We start from the raw sequence: 16186 nt of genomic DNA on the forward strand, positions 1-16186 counted from the left end.
TTATCTCTCTGTACAACTAATACATGGATCTATCGTGAGTACGAGTAGTGGTACGTCGCCATACTGGCAGCCCTGCAATGTCTGTGTGAGAGCTGGTATGTTGGCAAAGGTCGGGGTGCGGACACGGAAGCGGTCAAGGAACTTGGTTCCGTTGGCGCGGACGTGATAGAACGCCTCACCGCGCGGCTGCTCAACACGGATGATTGATTCTCCGTTTGGCATGCCTGTGACCTTTGTATTGATTTCTGTATCAGGTATCTTTGCAACAGCCTGTCTGATGATATCAATTGACTGGAAGATTTCTCCGATACGCACCTCGCAGCGTGCATAAGAATCACACTTGTTGCTGGTGATTACTTCAAAGTCAATATCGTTGTAGGCTGCATAGCCATTCTTTCTCATATCTACATTGATTCCAGATGCACGCATCATTGGGCCAACGGCACCACGACGGATTGCATCCTCACCACTGATAATTCCAACATCAACAAGACGGCTCTTAACTGTATAGTCTGTCAGGAAGATTTCCGTCATCTCACGGATTTCCTTCTCCATCTCATCAAGCTGCTTCACAAAGCACTGAAGCATCTCGTTTGGCATATCCTTAAGTACACCACCGATTGTGTTTACTGAAAAGATAACACGTCCACCTGTTGATTCCTCAAACATATCAAGAATCTTCTCACGAAGTCTCCATGAATGCATGAAAAGCGACTCAAAACCAAAGGCATCTGCCAAAAGTCCAAGCCACAGCAAATGGCTGTGAAGTCTGCTGAGCTCACACCAGATGGTTCTAAGGTAATCAGCTCTGCGTGGGACTTCCACATTCATGATGTCCTCAAGAGCAAGGCAGTAGCTCATGCCATGCATGTAAGAGCAAATACCACATATACGTTCCGCAACGTATACCATTTCATTGAAATCCTTTTTGCTTGTAAGGCTTTCAAGTCCTCTGTGGATAAATCCAATTGATGGAATTGCAGCCAAAACCTTTTCATCCTCCAAAACTAAATCAAGATGAATAGGCTCAGGAAGGACTGGATGCTGAGGGCCGTATGGCACTATACTTCTATTCCCCATCTTTAGCCACCTCCTTCTCCAAGAATGGTGTCTCTACGTCTATACGATAAAGCTTGTCGTGAAGATCCTGCTTGATGTTTTCAACCTTGAGACCCCAAAGCTCATGCATTTCATTCTCATAATAAATTGCTGATTTATAGACACGTGAGATTGATGGAACCTCCTCATCACGCTCAGCAATAAGTCTGTAATTTGCAAGCTCATAACCATTTGCAAAGGAATATGTCACCTCAAAGTGGTCCTCCGCCTTTGGATAAGAGCAACAAATCTGGCAAAGTCTCCAAAGAGCATTTTTCTTTTCCATGATGATGTTCAGAAGCTCTGCCTTATCTATCAAAAATAAGTCTGTCTTTAATTCTTGCATTACTAAATATCCTCCTAACTAGTTCGCCTTCAACTGAGCCTCAAGAGCCGCCGCTTTTTCCTTGAAAAGGCCTATTCCCTTTACAACACCATCGATGATTGACTCAGGTCTTGCTGCACAGCCAGGCACGTAAATATCAACTGGAATTACTGTGTCGGCGCCGCCCTTGATGTTGTAGCACTCCTTAAAAATTCCTCCAGTGCAGGCGCAGGTTCCAACTGCGATTACAACCTTTGGCTGAGGCATCTGCTCATAAATCTGTTTTACAACAGCTTCGTTCTGAGAATTGATTCCACCAGTTATAAGGAAAATATCTGCATGCATAGGATTTCCTGTGTTGATTACGCCGAATCGTTCAACGTCATAAACAGGTGTTGTGCATGCCAAAACTTCTATATCACAGCCATTGCAACTACTTCCATCATAGTGCAATAGCCATGGTGATTTATGTATTGTACTCATTGTATGTCCCCCTCTACTAACCTCTGATTATCTCTAACAGGAAAAGATTCATTCCAGCTGCAACAATTGTTACCCCCCAGGCAAGCTTTAACATAAGCTGCCACTTAACTCTTGCAGATGTGTTATCGATGAGAATTTCAAGGAACCATACTGCTAAAATTACTACGATTGCCCCAATAATTGAGAGTGGGTTCTTGTTGATGAAAAACAGTGCAACCATTCCATAGAGGATTGCATTTTCGTACCACTCTGCCAGGGTAACCATTCCATATTCCTTACCTACCATCTCAGCTGTAATTCCCTTTACAACCTCCTGATGAGCATGGTGTGAAGTAGAAATATCAAATGGTGACTTTCTAAATTTGATTGTAAGAATAAATACAAAGCCTATAAAAAATCCCGGCAGGAAAACAATATTTGAATAATTGCTATTGCGAACAATGTTTGCCACACTGAAGGTCTTTGGAATTGTTGCCAGATAAAATCCAACAGCAACCAAAAGCTCCATTGGCTCACAGGCCATTATCTGCACCAATTCACGGTGTGTTCCCTGTGAACTGAAAGGTGAATGAGTTGTAGTACTAGCCAAAATCAAAAACATTGCTGAGGTTGAAAGTGCAAATACCACAAGCAATAAATCACAGCCTGTGTAAAAAAGTATTCCTGACAAAATGATGAAACACAAATATGAGCGAATCATAAAAAGCTGCATCTTGTTAGCACTTAAAAATTCCTTTTCAAAAAGCTTCTTTAGATCATAAAATGGCTGAAGCACTGATGGGCCTCTTCTGCCCTGCATACGTGCCGATATCTTTCTATCGAACCCATCAAGCAAGCCAATAACAATAGGTGCAAGTAGGATATAGCATCCTGCAAGTATTAGTCGTGTACTTAAGTCCATTAGAATGCACCTCCTATAACGATTATTAGATAAACGATTATTACAAAGGATGAAATTATAATCGCTGGAGTGAACAGTTTCTTTTCTCCCATCACTTCTTCCATGTAGAAGTTTGCTACGTGCATTTCCTTCGCATCACCCGTGGATGAAATGAAGCTCATATTGTCACCTGCATTTGCACCGCCCATATAGGTGATAACTGGAGTATATTTTGTGTGCTTTGTCATGAAATAATTAATAAGTGGAATTACAAATACACCCACAAGCAAAACTATCATGATAAAGATATTTTCCTTTGAAATAACCTGCTCTACTGCTCCAAACATGTTTCTTGAAAGTGGCTTAAGCACATGCTCTGAAAGCCATGGGAATCCAAGAATCAATGCCACCATCAAAAATGCATGGAAGAACATTGAGATGTACTCATTTTTCTTTGTTAAATCACGTGACTTCTCTCTCTTTGAAGCACCAAGAATCTTTGACATCCACTTTGTCCAATAGAACATTGTAGTTGCAGAACCAAAACAGATGAACAGTACCATTAGAGTTGATACATAAACTGACTTTGTATCGATAAATGCCTTGAGGGCTGCCCACTTTGAGATAAGCATTCCAAATGGTGCAAGGAACATTCCTGCGATACCAATCATGAGAATCAGTGCAAGCTTAGGGAAGATTGACATCAATCCCTGCATATCCTCAACATCACGGCTTCCAGTTGTGTTTTCAATTGCACCAACGCACTGGAAGAGCATTGACTTTGAAACAGCATGGAAAATTACAAGGAATACTGCCGCCCAGATTGTTTCCTCGTAACCACAGCCTGTACATGCAACAATAAGTCCAAGGTTTGAAATGGTCGAATACGCCAAAACCTTCTTGCCATCTGAAACAGAAATTGCAAGACATGATGCTGTAAGGAATGTAAATCCGCCGATAAGAGCTACCATATTTCCAACATAGTTATCTGCCATTGCAGTTGTAATTCTGATCAAAAGATAAACGCCCGCCTTTACCATTGTGGCACTATGCAATAGTGCAGAAGATGGTGTAGGTGCAACCATGGCTCCAAGAAGCCAGCCTGAAAATGGGAACTGCGCCGACTTTGTAAGTGCTGCAAATGCAAGCATTGCAATTGGAAGCAGGCAACGCATATCGCCTGGATTAAGCTTTTCGAATCTGAGGAAATCATAAAGATTTACAGTACCAAACCACAGATATCCCAAACTAATCGCTGTCGCAAGACCGCAGCCACCTAAAAGGTTCATCCACAGAGCCTTGAAAGAATTATTAATTGCCTCTTCAGTGCGAGTGTATCCAATTAAAAGGAATGATGTAACTGAGGTGATTTCCCAGAAGAAATATAGCCCACAGAGGTTTGCAGAAAATACAAGACCAAACATTGCCCCAAAGAATACAAATATCATTGAAAGGAAAAAGCTACGGCGATCCGTCAGCTCCTTATGATGATGAATGTGATAACCGTGCATGTAACCAACTGCATAAATTCCAATCAGCGAACCAATCACACCGATTATCAGAATCATGATGAAGGTGAGCCAGTCGAATCGCATTGTAAAACTATCTGCAAGCTTTGGTCCGAAAAGCTCCAGCACAGTAGGTATAACTGTTGATACAATTGTAAGTACTGAAATTATTAACTTTTTATACTTATAAGCGAGATAAGTAATAAAGAACATTAGCAAGACATCCCCCACCATAAACAGATGCCCAAAAGCCTCCTGATATGGCAATCTGAAATCGAATGTCTTACCCCCTGCCGCATACCATAAAATTGCGGTAAATACTGAAAGCGCCATTACAATGGCACAACCAAGATAGACGAAAAAAGCCCTGCACTTCGAATTATGAATCACGGCAGGCAAAATCGCCCAAAGAAATGGAAAGCAAATCAATGCTGTCACTAGTTTTTCCATTATTCCCCCTCCTATTATGTTGTAAAAACTTTTATAACAAACGCTCGCCCCCGCTGTTGAGCGTCTATTATCCCCCATGGCGCGACCATATCGCGCAACACATATATAATACCACATTTTGCCAGAATTGAGCGAATATTTTTACATAGCAAACCACCATGGCTCCACCACCTACCATCCCTTGGCCATTATTTTGCTCTTTGCCCAAACCGGGCTTGCCCCTGCCCCGCCACAGTTCAAAACATCTTGGGCCAACCGCCCCGACCTCTGCCCTACAGGCCCTGCCCAGTTCTCATGCAGCATTTGAGCAAAATGTTAGATTTTCTTAAGCTGCTGGTGGAGCTTTATGTGGGTGTTCTTCTATTGATTTTGCACTTCGACGCCGCTGTATGCATATACACAGACACTTGTAGTATTCAAATAGCTCTTCCAAACAAGGTTTAGGATAATTGTGCTCATGCTCCATTCACTAAGTAAAATCAAAAGCAGGTTTTGTAGATTTAAGTACCGGCTTCAAGCTCAGTCCTTTTCGCTGTCAGCCTTGGGCTGCCGTCCGTGGCAGCCCATACTTAAATTCTGCAAAACCTGCTTTAAGATTTTACTAAGTTCATTTCAAAATCGCACAATTACTCCTAAACTTGCTTTGGAAAGCTATTTCTATAAAGTAATGTGTGTCTGTGTATAGCATACTGTGGCAACAGAAGTGCAAAGAATGAGACGAACACCCACCAATAAAGAAAGCGACACGCAGCTTTTAGAAAATCAACATTTTGTGATTGTGCAGGAGAATGGGCAGGGCCTGTGGGGCAGAAGTCGGGGCGGTGGGTCCGAATTATAGCAATTGTGGCGGGGCAGGGGCAAGCCCTAATATACAAAAGGGCAAAATAATGGCCCCCACAAATATTATGGGAGCCATGGTGGTTTGCTATTCTTTTTCTACGAGGGCGCCGGTGCGGTAAGCTTCAAGGAGTTCCTCGAGCTCCTTGATGTTTTCGCGGATGCCTTCGCCTATGTCGGTGTCGGCCACGGTTTTGCGGCGTTCAACGTGCTGCACAAGTACGGTATCGGAGTGGATATCCTGCCCAGTTTCTACGGCTTTCTCCACGGATTCGAAAGGCTCGTGGGCTGCAAGCAGGAAGCCGTATGAATTGTAGGTAAGTGTGTAGCCGGCTATACCTGTCTTAGGCTGGTAGGCTTTTGAAAAGCCTCCGTCAATTACGATAAGTCTGCCACCACACTTGATTGGCAGTTCTCCCTTCTTTGCTTCAACAGGGACGTGTCCATTTATAATATGACTCTCTGGAGAGTGGAGCCCAAATTCATTAAGAATCATGGTGACTGTCTCCTCCTTATCGTACCATGTATAATAAGGATTTTTCTTCTCCACGTGAGTCTCTTTTTCTTCTATGAAGTATCGCTCAAAGGTTGCCATCTTATCCTTGCCAAACACAGGTGAATTGGCATGACACCAGGTGTACCAAAGCATGTCCATACCACGCTTCTTTTCCTCTGGGTCAATGGCGTAATAGCCCTTGCGAAGGAGCTGCTCCAAGGCATCGTAAAGTGCTTTACCCTTGTATTTCTTGCCGTAAAGTTCCACCTCTTTTAGCTTGCCCTTTTCGTCCAGTGGCACGCAGCCATGGAATAAAAGGTTGCTGTTGTAGGTCTTATATAATCCGCCTTTACGATATAAAAATCTGACATGATTCTGAAGCTTCTCACACTTTATAAATCCTATGCGAAGCTTCTCCATTACCTCTGCCTCTTCCTTTGAAAGAGCATAAGGGTCATCTGGATTTAGTGTAGGGAAATTCTGGTCCAGAAGCCTGTACTCCTTGCCGTCGATTTTAATGATTCCCCTTGTTAAATCCATTTTATCAAGAAGGAGTCGATCCTCCATTTTCCATTCAGGATGCTGCTTTATCAGCTGGCCTTCAACCTTGAACTGGATTATAGCCATGGCCTTGTGCATCTTTCTATCGATTTCTGCATTAGCAAGGTCATATTCCCCTTCGCGGTAGTGAAGCTCAAAGCAGCTGCAAGGATCCTCCTTGTAGGTTTCCATTGTAAATTTGAAGAGTGGCAACAGATTGATTCCATAGCCATCCTCTATGATATCCAGATTGCCATATCTGGCAGAGAAACGAAGGACTGTTGCAATGCAGGCAAGCTGTCCTGCTGCTGCACCCATCCACACAACGTCGTGGTTTCCCCACTGGATATCCACACTGTGATAGTTCATAAGTGTGTCCATGCAGATATGTGGGCCTGGTCCTCTGTCATAAATGTCTCCAACAATGTGAAGATGGTCCACAACAAATCTGCTTATGGCATTTGACAGAGCAACGATTAGCTCTGGTGCCTTTCCGATTCTGATTACCGTATGGATAATCTCGTTAAAATATGCTTCCTGGTCGCTGTGATCTCTGCGGCCAGTAATAAGCTCCTCAATAACATAGGCAAAATCCTTTGGAAGTGCCTTCCTAACCTTGGAGCGAGTGTACTTGCTGGCAGCAGCCTTGCACACCTGAATCAGGCGATTAATCATGACCACATACCAGTCGTCCATGTTCCAGGAGCTTTCCTCCTGAATCATTCTGATACGCTCCTTCGGATAGTATATAAGAGTGGCTAAATCACGCCTCTCCTTTTCAGATAGGATGTTTCCAAATTCCTCATCAATTTTTCGTTTAACTGCGCCTGAACCATTTTTCAGAACATGGGCAAACTGCTCGTGCTCTCCATGGATATCAGACAGATAGTGTTCTGTACCTTTAGGAAGACTTAAGATGGATTGAAGATTGATTATCTCGGTGGCAGTTGATGCCACGTTTGGAAACTGCTTTGATAGCACTCTTAAATAATGACCTTCCATACCTTATCCTTTCACGCTATTGAGGAGTTTATGATACTAAATATTACAGTAAGGTCTGTACCAAATCAGGATGTGGATGTGCAATTACAATCTGACTAATTAATAGTCCGTTTTCAATTGCATCCTTTGTTCCTGCCTGTACACTGGCCTCAACTGCTGAAACATCACCTGTCAGAACGACAAATGATTTTCCACCAATTCCTGTTCCCAGACGAACCTCGATAAGCTCTACGCCTGCTGCCTTTACTGCTGCATCTGCGCCAATGACAGCCTGCACCACTGAGAAATATTCCATGACACCAATTGCTCTGATTTTTTCAGGCATGGTTGCCAAGTTAATTGCCTCTATAACCTGAGGATGAACTCGAGGGATTACCAGCTCATCAATAAGTGAGCCTCCCACTTTTTCTTTGCCAGCATCCATTGCTGACTGAACAGCAGAGACCTCTCCGCTAATCATAATATGGTATTTTCCCGGGCAGCTTGGACGAGCAACAACAAGTTTTACCTCTGCTGCTTTGAGCATGGCATCCGCTGCTTCAACTCCCCTGGCAATACTATTACTTTCCAGAAATCCTATTGTTATCATGCGTGCCTCTCCTTATTTTCCAATCACTACCGTACCATTTTCAATGCTCTTTACCGTTCCGGAAATTGAAGCGTGAATGTTTGCTCCAAGAGCCTTCTCTGGTATTTTTCCAATTACAGTACCCTTTTCAACCCTGTCACCAACAGCAACTGTCACCTCAGATGGTGCACCGATATGCTGCTGCAATGGAATTCTCACTATGTCAGGATTAATCTCCTTCAAGTCACGAATGGTGTAGTCGTAATACTGCTCCACTCCAAGTCTTGCTGCAATTCGATGTGATGGAATTCTTCGATATTCTCTATCCTCTCTCGCCTCAAAGGTGGTAGAGGTATCCTTCTGATATCTGAAGCCGCTTTCACGGAGAGCCTTCTTCACATATACATTTACCTGTCTAGGTGCAAGTCCCATTGGGCAGGCATATGCCTCACAGACACCGCACTCACTACAGGTCATTGCCTCCTTAATATCCTTGTCCTCAAGCACCTGAGTCACATCATCAATGTATGCCAGCTTTCTCATAATCTTGTGAGGAGAAAGTGGATGTCCGCTTAAATATCTAGGGCACATTGATGTGCAGGTCTGACACTGAATGCAAGCACCCTTTGCGCGCTTTAGGATTGCACGAAGTGAGGTCTCACGCATCTTTACCAGATTGGTGTCATCAGGAACAATTACAATTCCAGAGGTGGTCTTTGTAACATCGTATTTGTCCAAATCCTCTTTCCTGTATAGCTTTCCCATCAATGGTCCACCAGCCAGGATATGATAATCCGCTACTGTAGCACCGCCAGCTGCCTCTATACACTCTCTGAAAGAGGTTCCGATAGGAGCCTTTACAATTACAGGACTCGCAACTGCTCCAGTTACAGTCAGATATTTTTCTGTAAATGGAATTCCTGATGAAGCCTGATAGATTCCATACATTGTGGCAACGTTTGAAACCACTGCTCCGACATCAAGTGGTATGCCTGTAGGTGGAACAGTTCGGCCCGTCACCTCAAGTACCATTATTTGCTCGTCACCTGCAGGATAGAAATTCTTCAAAGGGAATAATGCAACCTTGCTATTCTTTTTATTTATAGCCGCCTGAAGGCTTCGTATCTCGTCTGTATAGGTTTCCTTTAATGCTATGAAAAGTTTCTGAGCTTTTGTCATCTCTGCCACAAGCTCAACTGCGGATATTATTTCCTCAGCTTTATTTAGCATTAAATATCGGTCAGTTCGAAGTAATGGCTCGCACTCTGCCGCATTTACAATCAAATACTCAACAGTGCAGTTAAGCTTCACGTGAGTTGGAAAGCCTGCGCCACCGCATCCGACAATACCGGCATCTCTTATTTGTTCAATTAACCCCATAGCCACTCCTTTTAATGAAAGCCCCAAATGAATGGGGCTTTCCAATTTGAATATTATCGAATGTGTAAAGCGTCAGACATAACACATTTTCTCTTTCTGCAGAAAGAGCGTGCGCTGGTAAGTCCCTCACCGGTAGGACCAGCGATTGTAAATGTGGTATGACCTTCTCCTCCAACACCAATGCCGGCATAAGAAGGAGCATTTTTAACAAAGATAGTTGTTTCAAGAAGCTTTGCCATCTTGGTGAGCTTCTCAACGTTTCTCGAATGCATCATAGCTGTATGACGATTGCCATGCTCTGCCTCATAGGCATTATCGATAGCCTCGTCTACATCGTGGCATCTGACAACTGGAAGAATTGGCATCATCATTTCCTCTGTTACAAGGTGGTGATGCTTGTTTGTCTCCATAATGATGACACGAATATCATCAGAAACCTGAATGCCAAGCTTGTCCAAGATATACTTTGCACTCTTTCCAACAAACTCGACCTTTGGACCGCCCTTGTCGTTTGTAACAAGAGCATCAAGCTTCTCTACCATTGCTGGATCCTTCATTTCATAAGCACCATTCTGCTTCATGCAATGAATCAGATAGTCGCAAATCTGATCAACAGCAAATACTTCTTTCTCAGCTATACAAGGAACGTTATTGTCGAATGAGCATCCGTCCACAATGTCCTTTGCAGCCTTTTCGATATTAGCTGTCTCATCAACTACTACAGGAGGATTTCCTGCGCCGGCACCGATTGCCTTCTTCCCAGTTGACATAACCTTTCTTACGATTGAAGGACCACCTGTTGCAACAAGCATGCGAACCTTCGGATGCTCGCACATTGCATTTGTATTCTCGATAGATGGCTCCTTGACAGTGGTGATGAGATTCTTTGGTGCACCAGCCTCCTCCAATGCCTTATTGAGCATCTGAACTAAAAGGTGTGTAACCTTTGTAGCTCTAGGATGTGGACTGAACACTACCGAATTTCCACCAGCTATCATTGAGATAGAGTTGCAAATAACAGTCTCTGTTGGGTTTGTTGTTGGAGTGATTGCACCAATTACTCCGAATGGACAATACTCGATTAAAGTAAGGCCATTATCTCCCGTCTTTGCCTCTGTCACCAGGTCCTCTGTACCAGGTGTTTTCTCGGCTGCTAAACGATTCTTTATGAGCTTATGCTCGTATTTTCCTATTTCTGTTTCTTCAACAGCGAGCATGGAAATCATTTCAAGATTTGCTCTGTTTAAAACAGTAGCGCGGATTGTATCAACATACTTCTGGCGTTCTGCCATAGTAGAATGAAGAAGCTCCTTCTGAGCAATTACAGATGCTTCGATTGCTCCATCCATGGTATCAAAGACACCATAGTTTCCAGCAGGACCGTGGTATGTCACTGTCGGGCATCCATTATCCTTTGACACATCTGCAATAGCCTGGCGCACCATTTTTTCAATAACATTTACATCGATGTCCATGTCTAATCTTCCTTTCTTTAATTAGACGCATGCTTAGGCGCCTTTTTCGCAATTCATCGCAATACCAAGTGGAGTAACAAGAAGTGGGTGATTAGATTTTATAGTCTTGATTCCAAGCTCTTTTTCAAAGACAGCTGTAAATTCCTCGAATGAGCAAGCTCCACCAACCACATAGACTGCTGGCACTTCGTAATCACGAAGAAAGCCCTTTACGATAGTTGCCATCTTCTGGATTACAGGCTTCACGATTGGGAAAATATCTGCCTCGCGGCTTGGATCCTTTTTTATTTTTTCAGCTTCTTCCATTGAAACATTGTAGTAGCCTGCAATAACAAGGGACATGTGAGTTCCACCTGTAGGTTCATCTGCAGTGTAGATAACCTCGCCATCCTTAAGGATGCTTATTCCAGTTGTGCCACCACCAACGTCTACAACTGCACCATCCTTAATATCAAGAACAGTAGCTGCTGCTGTTGGCTCATCCACAATGTTTATAACGTCAAAGCCTGCTCCTTCAACTACATTTGAAATAGCCTTTACGCTTCCGGAAACAACCCCTGGTGGAATAGCGCAGGAAGCCTCTGTCAACTCTGTGCCAAGCAAGCTTTCTACCTGATTCTTGAGATTCTTAACAATCCTAATAGCCCCCATGTAGTCCACAACAATTCCATCCTTAACAACTGTTGAAGGATAGGTTGCGCCTGCAACTGGCTCATTGTTTTCATCTACAACAGCAAGCACGATATTTGCTGTTCCAAGATCTACTCCTACCTTAAGTTTTCCTTCTGCTGTATTTGCCTGTTCATCCTCTACAAGTCTTGCAAAGGAATCTAAAACACCTTTTTCTATAATCACTTCAGTCTCTCCAAATTTGTCTAAAATAAAATCTAAACTAATGTCTTCGTATCACAACGTAATCTTTATTTTTCAGTGAGCAGGCATTTGCCTCATCAATGTCGATGTGCATTTCAAGGGCGAACTTGTCAGACACTCTCACAAGTACATTTCCAAGAACTCCTGCTCTCTCGCCAAAGGTCTCCACCTCTACTACATCCTTATCCTTGAGCCCCATTTTAGTTGCCTGCTCTGGGGTCATGTGAATATGACGCAATGCTACAATGGTTCCTCTTGGCATATCTACTGAACCATTAGGACCAATAAGAGTAACTCCCGGTGTTCCATCCAGCATGCCCGACTCCTTTACAGGTGCCTTCACACCAAGCTGGAAGCTATCTGTGAGAGAAATTTCCACCTGACTTTCCTTTCGTACTGGTCCGAGAATTCTCACCTTCTGGATTTCACCCTTTGGACCTCTCACTGTAACAGTCTCATTACAAGCGTATTGTCCTGGTTGTCCTAAATCAGCTTTTTTTGTTAATTCGTATCCCTTACCGAAAAGGGTATCTAAATCCTCTCTAGATACATGGACATGACGGTTTGAGACGCCGATTGGAATTTTAAATTCATCAAAATCCTGAAGCTGAACCATCACATTCTTAACAATTTTCTGAATCAATTCCTCTTGATTCATCTGATTTGTCTCCATATTTTATTACTCCTCATTGAATAGGACACGATTATCTTTTGATTAAAAGTCTTGAATACTGACCTGCAATCGCCTGCTGTCTTAGATTCTCCACCATATCAAGTCGCTCCCAGCCAAAGTCCTGATCCTCACGACCAAAATGTCCATAGGCAGCTGACTTTAAAAATTGTGGGCGTCTAAGCTCCAGCTTCTTTATCATTCCCGCCACGGTGAAATCAAATGTCTTCTCCACAGCCTGTCTGATAATTTCAGAATCAATATGCTCCGTTCCAAAGGTTTCGATATTCACTGCCTCTGGCTGAATCTGTCCTATCGCATATGCGATACTCACTTCACACCTGTCTGCCAGGTTTGCTGCCACAATATTTTTTGCGACATATCTGGCCATGTAAGCAGCTGTTCTATCCACCTTTGTTGGGTCCTTTCCAGAAAAGGCTCCACCTCCATGTTTACCAACTCCACCATAGGTATCCACCATAATCTTACGTCCTGTAAGACCGGTATCGCCTAAAGGGCCGCCGATGATAAACCTTCCTGTTGGATTGATTAACACCTTTGTAGCAGGTGTCAGTCTGTCACCAAGAACTGGTAGTATAACCTCATCCATCAAGGTACTTTTTAAATAATCATAAGAAATTGAGGGGTAATGCTGAGCGCTAAGAACTACACTCGTCAAAAAATTCTCCCCGCTAACATTGTCGTATCCCACAGTTACCTGGGCCTTTCCATCTGGATAAAGCCAGGGAACAATACCTTCTTTTCTAACCTGTGCCAATCGCTTGACCAGATTATGTGCCGCATCAATTGTATACGGCATAAAATTTTTGGTTTCGTTGGTAGCGTACCCATACATAATTCCCTGATCGCCACCACCTATTTCCTCTGTCCCATCAGCCTTGTTTACACCAAGTGCAATATCAGCTGACTGAACATTGATATTTGTAAAAATCAAGCAACTGTTTCCATCGATTCCACTGGCCTCTGAATTATATCCAATATCCAAAAGGATTTTTCTTGCGATGGCAGTCACATCAACCTGTGCTGATGTGGTAAGCTCACCTGCAATCATCAGAGTGTTCTTGGAAGCCATGGTTTCAATTGCAACGTGTGCCTTAGGGTCCTGACTTAGAACCGCATCTAAGATTCCATCTGAAATCTGGTCGCAGACCTTATCCGGATGCCCTTCGGTAACGGATTCTGAGGTTACATAATGTTTACTCACTAAGCTGTACCTCTCTTCGCCTGCATTGACTTACGGTACTGCTGCACCGTTTTGTTTTCATATTTTTTGAATACCTTGCTGAAATAATTACTCTCGTTGTATCCCAACTTGAAAGCAACCTCAGCCACGCTATCATTAGTCAGGTAAAAATATCCCTTTGCCAAATGCATCTTTTTCAGGTGAAGATATTCCATCACTGAAACCTGAAACTGGCTTTTGAAAATTCTGCTTAAATATCCCTGGGATATAGAACAGCTTTCAATAATCTGATTCAGGCCAATGTCGCTGTGAATATTTTCATCGATGTAAACAAACACATTTTGAAGCACTGGATATCTTCGAACTGCTTCTCTCTCATACACGTAGTTCATAACCTTGAACAGCCACAGCTGTGCTATCATTGGCTCACTTATGAGACACTCATTAAGTGGGAATAGGCTTTCCACATCTGCAGTTCCATTATCATCAACTATGCTTTGTGCAATAAGCCTCTGACCTACGTATCTGAAAATCTCTACCAGCTTCTCCTGATCATCACCATACTTTTTGTAGATTCTATTTATTGGCTCCTCTAATCCGTAGTAAACCTTTCTGAAATCTCCCTGAGATACCACCTCTTCAAAGGAATTAAGGTAATGGCTGATTGAGCCCTCCTTATCTCTCTTGTAGTTGGTAAGCAGCTCAGACAGGGCTGACATTGATAAAGGCTTAAGCAAATATTCCTTTATCTGAAGCTTTACTGCTTCCTTTGCCAGATTGAAATTCTTGTAGGCACTAAGCAGATAGATTGTAGTCTCTTTATCCTTTTCACGGATAAGCTTTGCCACATCAAGACCTGTTAAGCCTGGCATCAATATATCCATAAAAATAATATCCGGATGAGTCTTTTCATAAACCTTGACTGCCTCGGTTCCTGTAGCTGCCTCGCCACAGACCTCGAAGCCATCCATTTTGTTTATCATGACGTTTAATGCTCTTCGCATTATCGAATCATCATCCACGATTAGAATCTGGTACATCAGTAATTACCCCTTCATCAAAATATCTTGGATATCTAATGCAAACTCTTCTGCCCTCGTTCTCCACTACCTCAGTAACTACATCATATTCCTTGCCAAAAAGTAGTCTCATACGCTTGCTGGCTGTTTCAATACTCTGCAAGATACCATCACTATAAATACCATTATCAAAATGTCCATAAAACTTTTCCAGCTGCTCATTGTTAAGGCCTGGGCCGTCGTCATCAATGTAGATAACAACCTCATCGTCCATATACTGGACTGAAACCTTAACTGTGCCGCCGTTTTCCTTCAAAGCCACTCCATGCTCCACCGCCTGATGTACGAAGGCTTGTAAAGTGTTGGATGGGATTCTCTGAAGTCTAAGCTTTTCTGGAACCTCAATTGTATAATTTAATCTGTCCTCGTAACGCAGCTTTTGAATCGTGAGATAACGCTCAACATTATCCAGCTCTTCCATCAATGACCAGAAATTATTCTTCACGTTCATCAATGATTTAATGTACTCAATACAAACAATGAGTGCTGCATTGGTTTCGGTTGCATTTTCGATTATTGAAAGATTTGCAATGGATGTGAGAGTGTTTAAAACAAAGCGGGAGTTATTATTGTTCTCCATGCTTGCCAACTGCATCTCACGCTGACGCTTTTGATAACGAAGACTTTGAATCTCTCTTTCTAGAGCTTCTATCTTTCCCCTGTCTGACTTTGGCCCCTCCAGCTTTGACAATTCATACTCAGTCATCTGATTGATTATCATCGCTGCCAAATCAGCTACATTGCAAAATTGCTCGTAGGAAAGAGCAGTAGCTTTTTTTCTAAGATTAAGATCGATTCCGCTGGATTCTAAAAGCTCTGGTTGTCCAAGAATATTTTCCAATCGAACTATGCTGTCAGGTGCATCCTCGCACCATACCTGACCACCAATAAATCCACCAAGATAATGTCCCCTCACTATCAGTGGAATTGCGATTTCCAAAAGCCCGCATGGACAAAAGTAAATGCTTGGCTTTTTGGTAATGGTAGCCTGTACAGCACCGTACGCATCTGACGACCAGCACCCCTGCTCGGTCAATTTGTTCTCACGAACGCAGTGACAAAACTCCGTAAAATAAGTGGACTCTGTAACTGGTTGCCCCTTGAAATCAACCGTCACAAATGCCAGTCCCGTCACCTTGGAAATTCGTTCCTGGATTGCCTCAAGCTTCTCCTTTCCGAAAAGATGGACGATGTCAAAATTCTTGAGACTGATTTCAACATCACTGATGTCCTCAGTCTCAGGATTTTGAGCCCCCTGCATATTCAATTTGTTCATTACACCTTCCCCCTAACCAATACTAGTATATTGATTATAGCA

The 16186-nt window shown here is 43.0% G+C and carries 14 protein-coding genes; all 14 read right to left on the reverse strand.

All coding sequences use genetic code 11. From position 1 onward, the window contains the following. The gene (locus FXF36_RS06945) at positions 1–1080 is read right to left on the reverse strand and encodes a hydrogenase large subunit (protein ID WP_151623090.1); all 1080 of its coding nucleotides are present in this window, start codon (positions 1078–1080) and stop codon (positions 1–3) included. After that, on the reverse strand, positions 1070–1444 hold the full coding sequence (locus FXF36_RS06950; protein WP_151623091.1) for an NADH-quinone oxidoreductase subunit C: 375 nt from the start codon (positions 1442–1444) through the stop codon (positions 1070–1072). Before FXF36_RS06950 ends, FXF36_RS06945 begins: the two co-directional genes overlap by 11 nt. A gap of 18 nt (positions 1445–1462) precedes the next feature. Then, positions 1463–1906, reverse strand: coding sequence for an NADH-quinone oxidoreductase subunit B family protein (locus tag FXF36_RS06955; RefSeq protein ID WP_151623092.1), 444 nt, complete (start codon positions 1904–1906; stop codon positions 1463–1465). A gap of 16 nt (positions 1907–1922) precedes the next feature. Continuing rightward, entirely contained in the window at positions 1923–2807 is an 885-nt protein-coding gene (locus FXF36_RS06960; protein ID WP_151623093.1) for an NADH-quinone oxidoreductase subunit H, read from the reverse strand. Beyond that, complete coding sequence (locus FXF36_RS06965) at positions 2807–4744, reverse strand: NADH-quinone oxidoreductase subunit 5 family protein (RefSeq protein WP_151623094.1); 1938 nt, start codon at positions 4742–4744, stop codon at positions 2807–2809. Before FXF36_RS06965 ends, FXF36_RS06960 begins: the two co-directional genes overlap by 1 nt. A 925-nt stretch (positions 4745–5669) precedes the next feature. Next, positions 5670–7619 carry a fructose-1,6-bisphosphatase gene (locus tag FXF36_RS06970; RefSeq protein ID WP_151623095.1) on the reverse strand — a complete coding sequence of 650 codons (1950 nt, stop codon included), beginning with the start codon at positions 7617–7619 and terminating at the stop codon, positions 5670–5672. Between the two features lie 43 nt (positions 7620–7662). After that, on the reverse strand, positions 7663–8208 hold the full coding sequence (locus tag FXF36_RS06975; protein WP_151623096.1) for a BMC domain-containing protein: 546 nt from the start codon (positions 8206–8208) through the stop codon (positions 7663–7665). A gap of 12 nt (positions 8209–8220) precedes the next feature. Next, complete coding sequence (locus tag FXF36_RS06980) at positions 8221–9567, reverse strand: 4Fe-4S dicluster domain-containing protein (protein WP_151623097.1); 1347 nt, start codon at positions 9565–9567, stop codon at positions 8221–8223. Positions 9568–9620: 53 nt separating this feature from the next. After that, positions 9621–11042: an aldehyde dehydrogenase family protein gene (locus FXF36_RS06985; RefSeq protein WP_151623098.1), complete on the reverse strand. Its 1422-nt coding sequence runs from the start codon at positions 11040–11042 to the stop codon at positions 9621–9623. A gap of 33 nt (positions 11043–11075) precedes the next feature. After that, a complete protein-coding gene (gene eutJ, locus FXF36_RS06990; RefSeq protein ID WP_151623099.1) occupies positions 11076–11897 on the reverse strand; it encodes an ethanolamine utilization protein EutJ in 822 nt (273 codons plus the stop codon). A gap of 37 nt (positions 11898–11934) precedes the next feature. Further along, a complete protein-coding gene (gene pduL, locus FXF36_RS06995) occupies positions 11935–12588 on the reverse strand; it encodes a phosphate propanoyltransferase (RefSeq protein ID WP_330583230.1) in 654 nt (217 codons plus the stop codon). A 31-nt stretch (positions 12589–12619) separates the two neighbouring features. After that, entirely contained in the window at positions 12620–13810 is a 1191-nt protein-coding gene (gene metK / locus FXF36_RS07000; protein WP_151623100.1) for a methionine adenosyltransferase, read from the reverse strand. After that, positions 13810–14829, reverse strand: coding sequence for a response regulator (locus FXF36_RS07005; RefSeq protein WP_151623101.1), 1020 nt, complete (start codon positions 14827–14829; stop codon positions 13810–13812). Before FXF36_RS07005 ends, metK begins: the two co-directional genes overlap by 1 nt. Beyond that, on the reverse strand, positions 14804–16144 hold the full coding sequence (locus FXF36_RS07010; protein WP_151623102.1) for a sensor histidine kinase: 1341 nt from the start codon (positions 16142–16144) through the stop codon (positions 14804–14806). Before FXF36_RS07010 ends, FXF36_RS07005 begins: the two co-directional genes overlap by 26 nt. Positions 16145–16186: the final 42 nt, after the last annotated feature.

The organism is Pseudobutyrivibrio xylanivorans (genome assembly GCF_008935055.1).
Taxonomy (GTDB): domain Bacteria; phylum Bacillota; class Clostridia; order Lachnospirales; family Lachnospiraceae; genus Pseudobutyrivibrio; species Pseudobutyrivibrio xylanivorans_A.

What these genes read in the sequence shown, in the direction of transcription:
- FXF36_RS06945 (WP_151623090.1), bottom strand. Translation starts at nt 1,080, where the DNA reads ATGGGGAATAGAAGTATAGTGCCATACGGCCCTCAGCATCCAGTCCTT.
- FXF36_RS06950 (WP_151623091.1), bottom strand. Translation starts at nt 1,444, where the DNA reads ATGCAAGAATTAAAGACAGACTTATTTTTGATAGATAAGGCAGAGCTT.
- FXF36_RS06955 (WP_151623092.1), bottom strand. Translation starts at nt 1,906, where the DNA reads ATGAGTACAATACATAAATCACCATGGCTATTGCACTATGATGGAAGT.
- FXF36_RS06960 (WP_151623093.1), bottom strand. Translation starts at nt 2,807, where the DNA reads ATGGACTTAAGTACACGACTAATACTTGCAGGATGCTATATCCTACTT.
- FXF36_RS06965 (WP_151623094.1), bottom strand. Translation starts at nt 4,744, where the DNA reads ATGGAAAAACTAGTGACAGCATTGATTTGCTTTCCATTTCTTTGGGCG.
- FXF36_RS06970 (WP_151623095.1), bottom strand. Translation starts at nt 7,619, where the DNA reads ATGGAAGGTCATTATTTAAGAGTGCTATCAAAGCAGTTTCCAAACGTG.
- FXF36_RS06975 (WP_151623096.1), bottom strand. Translation starts at nt 8,208, where the DNA reads ATGATAACAATAGGATTTCTGGAAAGTAATAGTATTGCCAGGGGAGTT.
- FXF36_RS06980 (WP_151623097.1), bottom strand. Translation starts at nt 9,567, where the DNA reads ATGGGGTTAATTGAACAAATAAGAGATGCCGGTATTGTCGGATGCGGT.
- FXF36_RS06985 (WP_151623098.1), bottom strand. Translation starts at nt 11,042, where the DNA reads ATGGACATCGATGTAAATGTTATTGAAAAAATGGTGCGCCAGGCTATT.
- pduL (WP_330583230.1), bottom strand. Translation starts at nt 12,588, where the DNA reads ATGGAGACAAATCAGATGAATCAAGAGGAATTGATTCAGAAAATTGTT.
- FXF36_RS07005 (WP_151623101.1), bottom strand. Translation starts at nt 14,829, where the DNA reads ATGTACCAGATTCTAATCGTGGATGATGATTCGATAATGCGAAGAGCA.
- FXF36_RS07010 (WP_151623102.1), bottom strand. Translation starts at nt 16,144, where the DNA reads ATGAACAAATTGAATATGCAGGGGGCTCAAAATCCTGAGACTGAGGAC.